General features: G+C 70.4%; 9 protein-coding genes and 1 pseudogene. 1 reads left to right on the top strand and 9 read right to left on the bottom strand.

The features are described 5' to 3' along the window. Positions 1–161: 161 nt before the first annotated feature. From I0C86_RS33345 to I0C86_RS33330, 4 genes are all read right to left on the bottom strand, one after another. Positions 162–575: a DUF1622 domain-containing protein gene (locus I0C86_RS33345; RefSeq protein WP_196205287.1), complete on the bottom strand. Its 414-nt coding sequence runs from the start codon at positions 573–575 to the stop codon at positions 162–164. A 12-nt stretch (positions 576–587) separates the two neighbouring features. Next, positions 588–1,355, bottom strand: coding sequence for a DUF427 domain-containing protein (locus tag I0C86_RS45240; protein WP_196205286.1), 768 nt, complete (start codon positions 1,353–1,355; stop codon positions 588–590). A gap of 91 nt (positions 1,356–1,446) precedes the next feature. Beyond that, positions 1,447–2,223 carry a glucose 1-dehydrogenase gene (locus I0C86_RS33335; protein ID WP_196205285.1) on the bottom strand — a complete coding sequence of 259 codons (777 nt, stop codon included), beginning with the start codon at positions 2,221–2,223 and terminating at the stop codon, positions 1,447–1,449. After that, positions 2,223–4,019 carry a glycoside hydrolase family 15 protein gene (locus tag I0C86_RS33330; protein WP_196205284.1) on the bottom strand — a complete coding sequence of 599 codons (1,797 nt, stop codon included), beginning with the start codon at positions 4,017–4,019 and terminating at the stop codon, positions 2,223–2,225. The genes I0C86_RS33335 and I0C86_RS33330 overlap by 1 nt, the downstream gene beginning before the upstream one ends. A 223-nt stretch (positions 4,020–4,242) precedes the next feature. On the opposite strand from I0C86_RS33330, the gene I0C86_RS33325 reads away from it, so the two are divergent. Further along, positions 4,243–5,259, top strand: a complete 1,017-nt coding sequence (locus I0C86_RS33325) for an ABC transporter substrate-binding protein (RefSeq protein WP_196205283.1) — start codon at positions 4,243–4,245, stop codon at positions 5,257–5,259. 15 nt (positions 5,260–5,274) lie between these two features. Here the strand turns inward: I0C86_RS33325 and I0C86_RS33320 are convergent, their stop codons facing one another. The 5 genes and pseudogenes from I0C86_RS33320 to I0C86_RS33300 form a co-directional block, all read right to left on the bottom strand. Then, entirely contained in the window at positions 5,275–6,495 is a 1,221-nt protein-coding gene (locus tag I0C86_RS33320; protein WP_196205282.1) for an acyl-CoA dehydrogenase family protein, read from the bottom strand. Positions 6,496–6,535: 40 nt separating this feature from the next. After that, the gene (locus I0C86_RS33315) at positions 6,536–6,835 is read right to left on the bottom strand and encodes a type II toxin-antitoxin system VapB family antitoxin (RefSeq protein WP_196205281.1); all 300 of its coding nucleotides are present in this window, start codon (positions 6,833–6,835) and stop codon (positions 6,536–6,538) included. A 197-nt stretch (positions 6,836–7,032) separates the two neighbouring features. Then, positions 7,033–7,656: a nitroreductase family protein gene (locus I0C86_RS33310; RefSeq protein ID WP_196205280.1), complete on the bottom strand. Its 624-nt coding sequence runs from the start codon at positions 7,654–7,656 to the stop codon at positions 7,033–7,035. An 18-nt stretch (positions 7,657–7,674) separates the two neighbouring features. After that, positions 7,675–8,616: an aldose 1-epimerase family protein gene (locus tag I0C86_RS33305; protein ID WP_196205279.1), complete on the bottom strand. Its 942-nt coding sequence runs from the start codon at positions 8,614–8,616 to the stop codon at positions 7,675–7,677. Between the two features lie 291 nt (positions 8,617–8,907). Next, positions 8,908–10,137: pseudogene (locus tag I0C86_RS33300) on the bottom strand (MFS transporter); the annotation flags it as partial. Positions 10,138–10,161: the final 24 nt, after the last annotated feature.

The raw sequence follows: 10,161 nt of genomic DNA, 5'->3' as shown, positions 1-10,161 counted from the left end.
GGCAAGATCGGTCCAGCTCTGCGCGGCGGCGAGCCGGATCAGGCCGGCGGCGGTCAGCAGGTCCAGCAGCAGCCGGATCGCCGCCCGCCATGAGCCGGTCGTGAGCAGCGTCATGGCCGCCGATCCCAGCGCCAGGGCGGTGAGCAGGGTGCCCAGGGGTTTCACCGGCGGCCCGCCGGGTCGCCGGGCTGTCGATCGACCGCCGCGTTGCCGGGCTGCCGATCGGCCGCCGCGTCGCCGAGTTGCCGCTGTTCCGAACGGACCTCCCGGCCGAGGAAGTAGTTGAGCGCGGTCCGGATCGTGGCGATCGCGGCCAGCCGGCCGAGTTGCCCGAAGCTCGGCGACACGGCGGTACGCAAGATGTCCGCGGCGAGTTGGAACTCCAGCCCCAGGGTGAGAAACCGGCCCAGCGACAGCCGGATCGGGGTGAAGACGGCGGCGGAGCGGTGCCGGATCCCGGTCAGCACGAACCGGGCGGCCGTCCAGACCGCCCCGATGAAGATCACCGCCGCCCCCACCGCCTCGACGATGACGACCAGTATCTGGACGACGCGGCCCAGCCACTCCTCGGGCAACGGGGACCCGGCCTACCTCGACCAGCGGGTCTGCGGCCGGGCCAGCCGCTCGTCGTCGACGAACAGGTCGGTCCGCTCGTTGAAGAAGCACACCATTCCGGCGATGGGCTGCAACACGTGACTGGGAAAGTCGTACGCCCAGGCGACGTCCTCGTGGGTGGTGCCGTCGGCCCGGACCGACCAGTAGTTGCTGGTCCTCCCCTTGTACGGGCAGGCCGTGATGGTGTCCGTGGGGATCAGCCGGCCGAGATCCACCTCGGTGCGGTTGAGGTAGTAGCGGACCGGCACCCCGGTCTCGAACACCAGCACGGGTGACGAGGTCTCGGCAAGCAGGGTGCCGTCGAGTTCGACCCGCACGTGCCGGGTCGAACGCAACGCCTCCACCCTGGTGTACGGGTCGCGGGGATGGACGAAGACCTCCTCGTCCTCCTCGAACCAGGCGTCGAGGGCGTCCCACTCGAAGCGCACCATGTCCGGCAGTCCCTCGATGGACTTCTCGGTGTGCACCCGGACGACACCCGGGCGGTAGGTGTCGCCGACCCGGAGCCCGTACTGGCGGGCCGCCCCACGGCTGTACTCCTCGATGTCGTGCTCGTCGACCAGCATCTCCTGGCGCACGTCGGCGAACGGGATGTAGTAATGCGGATAGTGCGGCCACTCCCAGACATACCAGGCGTTCGTGGTGTCCAGCACCCACTCGCCGTTGAGGACGGCGCGAATCCGGCGGGCCGCCGGCTCGACGTGGTCGACCGGAACGATCGTGTGTGGATAGTCGGTCACGGAACTCTCCTGTCCTCGTCGCTCCGGGACTCTCCAGTCTTTCGTCCCTCCGGGACGGTCCGCGCGGCGTGGCTCGGGCGGTTGGCGGCGGTCAGGCGCCCTGACCCTGGTTCTGCATCAGCCCACCGTCGATGAAATAGGTCGACCCGGTGACGTAGTCGGCGTCGGAGCTGGCCAGGAACACCGCCACCCGACCGATCTCGACCGGTTCGGCGGCGCGACGGAACGGGATGCTCTGGACCTGTTCCTCCAGGTACTTCGGGTCGTCGATGGCCTTCTGGTTGAACGGCGTGAGCACCATGCCGGGCCCGATGTTGTTGACGTTGATGCCGAGCGGCGCGAGTTCCAGGGCCATGCTCTTGGAGAGGTTGAGCAGTGCTCCCTTGCTGGCGTCGTAGTCGGATCCGCCGGCCCGGGCCACCTCCTGGTGCACCGAGGTGATGTTGATGATCTTCCCCTTGCCGCCCTGGTCCCGGCGGTGCTGGGCGAACCGCCGGGAGCAGAAGAAGGCGCCGTACACGTTCACCCGGATCGCACGGTCCCAGGTCTCGGTGTCCAGGTCGACCACGGGAATGCCGGAGGCGTCGACGCCGGCATCGTTGATCAGCACGTCGAGGTCGCCGAACTCCAGCGCACGGTCGAACATCGCCGCCACCTGGTCCTCGTCGCTGATGTCCCCCTGTACGACGACCGCCCGCCGACCGGCCCGCTCCACCTGTTCCCGGGTGTGCTGGGCGCCGTCGTGGTCGTGCAGGTAGTGCACGACCACGTCGGCGCCCTCCTTGCCGAACTCGATCGCGGTGGCCTGCCCGATCCCGGAATCCGAGCCGGTGATCAGCGCAGTCCTGCCGGAGAGACGTCCAGTCATCAGGATTCTCCTTCGTTCAGTACCGCGTCGGGCGCGGCGGTGAGGTCCCACGCGGCGATGACGAGTCCGATGTGGGAGAACGCCTGCGGAAAGTTGCCGAGGTGCGCGCCGGTGGCCGGATCGAACTGCTCGGCGAACAGCCCCAGGTCGTTCGCGGTGCCGGCGATCCGTTCGAACATCGCGGCGGCCCGGTCCCGCTCGCCGGCCAGGACGAGGCAGCGCACCAGCCAGAACGAGCAGAGCGTGAAGGTCGCCGGATCGGTGTCCCAGCGCCGGAGCAGCCCACCGTCGGACAGCCGTTCCTCGATGAGCGCGATGGTGGCCCGCATCCGCTCGTCGGTGGCCGGCAGGATCCCGACGATCGGCATCACCAGGACGCTGGCGTCGAGTTTGTCGGAGCCGAAGGCGCCGGTGTAGGCACCGACCTCGGCGTTCCAGCCGTCCCGCAGGATCGTCTTCCGGGCCTCGTCGCGGGCCGCCGCCCAGCGGGCCAGGTCCGCGGCGTCCCCGAGCCGGTCGCCGAAGAGTATCGCCCGATCCAGGGCGGCCCAGCAGAGGACCTTGGACGACAGGTAGTGCCGGTCAGCATCCCGGGACTCCCACATCCCGGCGTCCGGATCCCGCCAACTCGTCGCCGCCTGGTCGGCGAGGGAACGCAGCAGGTCGCGTACCTCCGGAGGCATCGGGTCGAGGTAGTCCCGCAGCTGCCAGGCCGCGTCCAACACCTCACCGAGTACGTCGAGCTGGCGCTGGCGCCACGCCTCGTTCCCGACCCGGACCGGCAGGCTGTCCGCGTAGCCGCGCAGCGTCTCGATCCGTCGCTCGGTCAGGTCCCGTTCGCCCTCGACCCCGAACATGATCGGCACCGGCTCATCGCCGACCTGCCCGACCGCCGAGGCCACCCAGCCGAACAGCCGGTTCGCCTCGTCGGGGCAGGCCGCGACCCAGAGCGCCCGTAGCGTCAGGCTGAAGTCGCGCAGCCAGGCGTACCGGTAGTCGTAGTTGCAGTCCCCGCCGATCCGTTCCGGTAGGGAGGTGGTCACCGCGGCGACGACGGCGCCGCTCGGCTGGTACGTGAGTCCCTGCAACACCAGGGCGTTCTGCCGGACCAGTTCCGGATAGCACCCCGGGTAGCTGTGCAGGTTCGCCCAGGACCGCCAGCCCTCGACCGTGTCGCCGAGCGGGTCCCGGGCGTCGAGTCCGGCCGGTGACCCCTCGTGGTACGTCGGCCGGTGCGCGAGGACGAAGACCTTCCGCTCTCCCGGACCGACCGTGAACCGGGCGGTCGCCTCGACGTCGGAGCAGGTCAGTGGTACCGGTGTGGTCATCGTCAGGGTGGTCGGCCCCGCCGTCGCGACGAGTGTTCCGTCCCGCCAGACGAGGTAGGCGGTGCGGCTGCCGTACTCGAGCCGGGGGTAGTAGGACATCGCCATCGCGACCGTGCCCGAGCCGCCCTCCACCACCCGGACCAGTACTCCGGGCGACCGCCGGCCGATGAGATGTCCCCGGGAACCGGGCTCCAGGACGAGTCCGTCGGTCACCGACGCCTCGCCGTACGCGGTGGTGAAGACCGTACGCAGCACGAGCGAGTCGGACAGGTATTCGCGCCGGGTCTCGAAATCGTCCGTCGGCTGGATGGACCAGTGCCCGCCGTTGGAGTCCAGCAACCGGCAGAACACCGAGGGCGCGTCGAACCGCTCCGGGCACCACCAGTCGATCGAGCCCCTCCGGTCGACCAATGCCGCGCTGCGCCCGTCGGCGAGCAGGCCATAGTCGGCGATGGCGGCGTTTCCCACGGGACGGGCTACCCCTGGCCGGTGGCTCTAATCCCGGCGTGCCGCCCACGCTCTGCGGGATTCGGCTGGTGGAGGCGCCTCTTCCGGGTCCGCCTGGCGGGTACCAGGCGGCTTGACAACGAGAACTTAGGACAGGCTAACCTATGCGTCCGTAAGACCTGCCGCTCGACGTCGATCCGGTCGGTCAACACTCGTCCGCGCATCAGTCGAGGAGTCCCACGCCATGCCCCAGCACCGTCACCTCACCCGCCGGAACCTGCTCGGCGCGGCCGGCGTACTCGGCCTCGGCGCCCTGCTCAGCGCCTGCGGGCAGGACGATTCGGCGGGCGGCCCGGCCGGCGACGGCGCCTGGAGCTTCACCGACGACCGCGGCCAGACGGCGTCCGCGACCGGCCGCCCGCAACGGGTCGTCGCGTTCGTCGGCACCGCCGCCGCGCTGTACGACTTCGGCGTCACCGACCAGCTCGTCGGCGTCTTCGGCCCGACCAGGCTGGCCGACGGCCGTCCCGACGTCCAGGCCGGCAACCTGGACGTCGGCAAGGTCGAGGTGATCGGCAACACCTGGGGCGAGTTCAACATCGAGAAGTACGTCGCACTCAAGCCCGAACTGCTTGTCACGCACGAGTACGAGAAGAACTCCCTCTGGTACGTGCCGGACGAGAGCAAAGACAAGATCACGCCACTGGCACCCACCGTCGCCCTGGTCGCCTCCCGCGCACCGCTGGACAAGGTGATCGACCGGCACGCCCAGCTCGCCGCCGCACTCGGCGCCGACCTGAACAAGGCATCCGTGACCGAGGCGAAGACCCGGTTCGAGAAGGCCGCCGAGGAAATCCGGCAGGCCGCCCGAGCCAACCCGGGTCTGAAGGTGCTCGCCTGCTCGGCCGCCGCCGACCTCTTCTACGCCTCGAACCCCGGCGTCAACGCGGACATCCTCTACTACAAGCAGCTCGGCCTCGACATCATCGTGCCGGACAAGGTGGACGACCTCGGCTATTTCGAGAGCCTGAGCTGGGAGAACGCCGACAAGTACCCCGCCGACCTCCTGCTGCTGGACAACCGCAGTTCCACGCTGCAACCGAAGGACCTGACGGGCAAGCCGACCTGGGGTCAGTTGCCGGCGGTCAAGGCGAACCAGATCGTCGGCTGGAACAGCGAACCGCTCTTCTCGTACGCGGCCAGCGCCGCCGCCCTGGAGACGCTGGCCACCGCCATCCGGTCCGCCAGGAAGGTCACCTGACCGTCGGTGCCGTCGCTATCCGCCGAACGCGGCCAGGCCGGTCAACCGCTGCCCGATCACCAACTGGTGGATCTCCGAGGTGCCCTCGTACGTCAGCACACTCTCCAGGTTGTTGGCGTGCCGCAGCACCGGATACTCGCCGCTGATCCCGTTGGCGCCCAGAATCGTCCGGCACTGCCGGGCGATCTCGATCGCCTCCCGGACGTTGTTCAACTTGCCGACGCTGACCTGTTCCGGGCGCAACGTGCCCGCGTCGGCCAGCCGGCCCAGGTGCAGAGCCAGCAGGTAGCCCTTCTGCAACTCGACCGCCATGTCGGCCAGCTTCGCCTGGGTGAGTTGGAAACCGGCGATCGGCCGGCCGAACTGCTCCCGGCCGGTGGCGTAGTCGAGCGCGGTGTGCAGGCAGTCCCGGGCCGCGCCCAGCGCACCCCAGACGATGCCGTACCGCGCCTCGGTGAGACAGGAGAGCGGAGCCTTCAGACCGGTCGCCGTCGGCAACAGGGCGTCCGCCGGCAACCGGACCTCGTCGAGCACGATCTCCCCGGTGGAGGAGGCCCGTAGCGACATCTTGTGCCGGATCTCCCGAGCCGTCACGCCGGGTGTCCCCATGGGTACGACGAAGCCGCGTACGCCCCCGTCGGTCCGGGCCCAGATCACCGCGACATCGGCGACGGGAGCATTGGTGATCCACATCTTGCCGCCGTCGAGTACCCAGTCGGTGCCGTCCCGCCGGGCCCGGGTGGCCATCGAGGCCGGGTCGGAGCCGTGGTCCGGCTCGGTCAACCCGAAGCAGCCGATCGTCTCGCCGGACGCCATCGAAGGCAGCCAGTGCTGCTTCTGCTCCTCGGAGCCGTACCGCCAGATGGCGTACATGGCCAGCGAGCCCTGCACCGACACCAGCGACCGTACGCCCGAGTCGCCCGCCTCCAGTTCCAGGCAGGCCAACCCGTACGCGACCGCCGAGGCGCCGGCGCAGCCGTAACCGGTCAGGTGCATACCGAGCAGGCCGACCCTGCCGAACTCGACGGCCAGATCCCGGATCGGGGCCTCGCCGAGTTCGTACCAGCGGGCGACGTACGGCCGTACCCGGGTCGTCACCAGCCCGGCCACGACGGCGCGGATCTGCCGGTCCTCCTCCGCGAGCGAACCGTCGAGGTCGAGCAGGTCCAACGGTGCCGTCCGGTCCTGACCGGTTCGCGCGATCCGTTCGCTCGTGCCGGCACTCCGCTCGCTCATGACCGCCACCCTAACGGCTGGTCATCGCGCGCCCGTCGGCTCAGGACGGCGGCAGCAGCAGGACCCGGGCGTGGATCTGGTTTCGCTGTTGCAGGGCGGCGCGGAGCGCGCGGTGCAGTCCGTCCTCCAGGTAGAGGCCGCCGCTCCACTGCACCACGTGCGGGAAGAGGTCGCCGTAGAAGGTGGAGTCCTCGGCGAGCAGCTTGTCCAGCGCCAGTTCCCGCTTGGTGGTGATGAGCTGGTCGAGACGCAGCGGACGTGGCGGGATCTCTGCCCACTGCTTCAACGTGAGCCCGTGGTCCGGGTAGGGACGCCCGTCCCGAACCGCTTTGAAGATCACGACGGCACGCTCCCCTCCCCATGGCCGTGCTGGCCTGACTCCTTGCTTTGCTGCCCCCGGCGGCATGCCACCCCTGCAACCGCACCGTACCAATGACGTCCGTCAGCCTAGCGACCTCCGACGACCTCTTGGTTTGTCCGCGGATGTCAGTTTCGTTACTACCTCCGGGAGCAACCTGACCGGCGCCGGTCAGGTTGTCAGCTCCACCGACCCCGGTGCACGACCTGTTCGACCGGTCGACGACCACGACGCAGTGACGGTGACCGATGGTCGGGGGCCGGGTAACCGATGGTGAGCGCACCGATCGGCATGAACTCGCCCGGCACCCCGAACGCGTCGCGGAACGACCCGGTCCGCTCTGGCGGGATCCCGAAGAAGCAGGCGCCCAACCCCTCGTCCACGGCTGTCAGCAGCATCAGCAGGGCCGCGAAGCCGCTGTCGACGTACCAGTACGGCACCGGCCAGCGGTTCTCGTCGCGGTCGGTCCAGCCCTTGTCCGGCTCGGCGTACCGGTCCAGGTAGGCCGAGCGGTTGGCGTGCGGAACCACGATCAGCGGTGCCCGGCGCATCCCGGTGAGCCAACGGCTCGCGACGCCCGTCGCCGGATCGCTGCGACCGGCGGCCGGACTGGCCGCGGCCCAGAACCGCTCCCGGTCCGCGGCCTCCTCCAGCACCAGAAAGGCCCAGCCCTGTGCGAAACCGGCGGACGGGGCCCGAACCGCATGGTCCAGCAGCCGGTCCACCAACTCCGCCGGGACCGGCCGGTCCGGGTCGTAGTTGCGCACCATCCGCCGCCGCCGGACGACCTTCGAGAACTCCATCGGGTGCCTCCCCCGGACTCAGGCGCCGGGGCGGATGCCCCAGGTGCCCTGCCAGGTCTGTCCCGGTTCGAGCACGATCACGTCCCGGCCGGAACGGAACGCGTCCGGCGGGCAGGTCATCGGCTCCACCGCCACCGAACGCCGGTGCCGGTCACCGGTCAGGGTGTCCCCGGTGAACACCTGCCACCAGCCGAACGACGGATCGGCCCAGATGCTCACCGCAGCCGTGGAATCAGGGCTGGCCAGCGTGACCGAGGATCCCCGCTCGTCGACCAATGCGGGGTCCAGGTCCCCGAAGGCGAGGTCGAGGACGGCCGCCCCGATCCGGCGCGGCTCGGTGTAGTCGTACTCACCGCCGGTCACCTTCGCCGCCCCGATCGGCAACAACCGGCCGTCCAGCAGCAACCGGCTACGACCCGGCACCCGCAGCAGCAGGTCGTCCACGGCCACCCCGGGCAGTCGCAGGTACGGGTGCACCGAGAAGCCGAACGGGCACTCCGCGCGGCCGACGTTTGTGACCTGGTGGTGCGCCCGCAGCCCGTCCGCACCGATCCGCCACTCGGTCTGAAGCACCAGCGGCCACGGATACCCGACCTGCGCGGGCATCTCGCACTGCACCACGACCGCATCCGGCTGCTGGGAGACGAGTCGCCACGGCAGCCAGTTGACCAGGCCGTGGATCGCGGTGTGCCGGTCGGGCTCCGTCAACGACAGTTGCAACGCCTGCCCGGCGAAGGTGTACTGGCCGTCGCGGATCCGGTTCGGCCAGGGAGCCAGCACCTGGCCGGCGCTCCCGGCCGCAAGTTCGTCCTCCCCGTACCCGTCGACGTAGTCGACGCCATCCGCCCGGTACGCCCGAAGCCCTCCACCGACCTCGACCACCACGGCCTCCTGGCCGCCGGCCGATATCGTCCACTGTGCACCGGAAAGCGGCCGGGTCGCCGTCTTGACGTTGTCCATGCCGGGACCATAGCCGTTACCCGGACGCGCCGCCCGGCTGACCGGGCGCCGCGCCGGAACCAGCCCTGGCCACCGACCCCGTCCCGGCCGCCCCGGCCGGCCTCGCCGCGGCTCCCGGAGCCGGTCCGACTGTCCCCGTCACGCCCCCGGAGCCGAGCCGACCGTCCCCGTCCCGACCCTCGGAGCCGGGCCGTCGCCCGATCCTCCGCCCGGTCCTTTGTCAGAGCCTCCGCCCGGTCCTTTGTCAGAGCCTCCGCCGGATCCGGAGGCGGAGCCGGAGTCCGGCTTCTCGCCCGGGTTCGGCGCCCGGTAGCGCAGCAGAGCCGGGAAGACGAGCACGAGCAGCACGGCGAGAACCGCCGCAGCCACGCCGCCGCCCACCCAGGCGAACCCGACTCCGAACGCGGCGGCGGTCATACCGGCCCGCAGGTCACCCAGGCGTGGCCCGCCCGCCACCACCATGATGTTCACGCCCTGCAACCGACCCCGCATCCGGTCCGGCGCGTAGACCTGCAACATCGACTGCCGGAAGACCGCGCTCACCAGGTCGGCCGCCCCGGCCAGGGCGAGCAGCCCGACCACCAGCCAGAGTTGTCGGGCCAGACCGGCGGCCGCGATCGCCAGGCCCCAGCCGACCACCGCGACCACCAGGGCCACGCCCTGCCGGCGGACCCGGCTCATCCAGCCCGAGGTGAGCCCGCCCAGCAGGGATCCGATCGCGATCGCACTGAACAGCCACCCGACCGCCGCACCGCCGCCGAACCGCTCCTCGGCCACCTCCGGAAAGAGCGTCCGGGGCATGGCCAGGACCATCGCGATGATGTCGACGGCGAACGAGAGCAACAGCACCGGCGTGGTGGCGAGGTATCGGAATCCGTCGACCACGCTGGCCAGGCCGGCCCGGCGGGGAGCACCGCTTCCGTCGTCCAGTGGCGGCATCGCGGGCAGCCGGTAGGTCGCCCACAACGACACCGTGAAGAGCACCGCGTCCACCCCGTACGCCACCGGCAGCATCGCCTCGACCGATCCGACCGAGAAGACCAGGCCCGCGGCGAGAGGCCCGAGCACACCACCGGCGGTCGAGGTGGTGTAACCCAGCGTGTTCGCGGCCGGTACCAGCGGGGTGGGCACCAGCCGCGCGATGATCGCCTGCCGGGCCGGTGAACTGATCGCGAACGCGGTCGTCTGCACCACGACCAGCCCCAGCAGCAGCACCGGGCTACCGACCCGGAACACCGCCTGGAGCAGCAGCCCGAGGGTCGACATCCACATCAGGGTGGAACTTGCCAGCAGTAGCCGGCGACGGTCGATCGCGTCCGCGATGGCTCCGCCCCAGAGGCCGAACACCACAAGCGGGACGAACCCGGCGATGCCCAGCAGGCCGACCCAGAGCGACTCGTCGGTCAGCGCGAACATCTCCACCGGTACGGCGACGGCGGTGAGTTGGAAGCCGAACATCGAGACGCCGTTGCCGACCCACAGCCGCCGGTACGCCGGCACCCGCAGCGGGCGTACGTCCATCGCCCACCGCGCGAACCGCCCCCC

Origin of the sequence: Plantactinospora alkalitolerans, assembly GCF_015690345.1 — a bacterium.
Lineage (GTDB): Bacteria > Actinomycetota > Actinomycetes > Mycobacteriales > Micromonosporaceae > Plantactinospora > Plantactinospora alkalitolerans.
Note: the sequence above shows the minus strand (reverse complement) of the source record. Positions and strands in the feature narration are given on the sequence as shown.

Excerpts from the sequence above, each read along its gene's own strand:
- I0C86_RS33305 (WP_196205279.1), bottom strand. The coding sequence starts at position 8,616 with ATGGACAACGTCAAGACGGCGACCCGGCCGCTTTCCGGTGCACAGTGG.
- I0C86_RS33310 (WP_196205280.1), bottom strand. The coding sequence starts at position 7,656 with ATGGAGTTCTCGAAGGTCGTCCGGCGGCGGCGGATGGTGCGCAACTAC.
- I0C86_RS33325 (WP_196205283.1), top strand. The coding sequence starts at position 4,243 with ATGCCCCAGCACCGTCACCTCACCCGCCGGAACCTGCTCGGCGCGGCC.
- I0C86_RS33320 (WP_196205282.1), bottom strand. The coding sequence starts at position 6,495 with ATGAGCGAGCGGAGTGCCGGCACGAGCGAACGGATCGCGCGAACCGGT.
- I0C86_RS33335 (WP_196205285.1), bottom strand. The coding sequence starts at position 2,223 with ATGACTGGACGTCTCTCCGGCAGGACTGCGCTGATCACCGGCTCGGAT.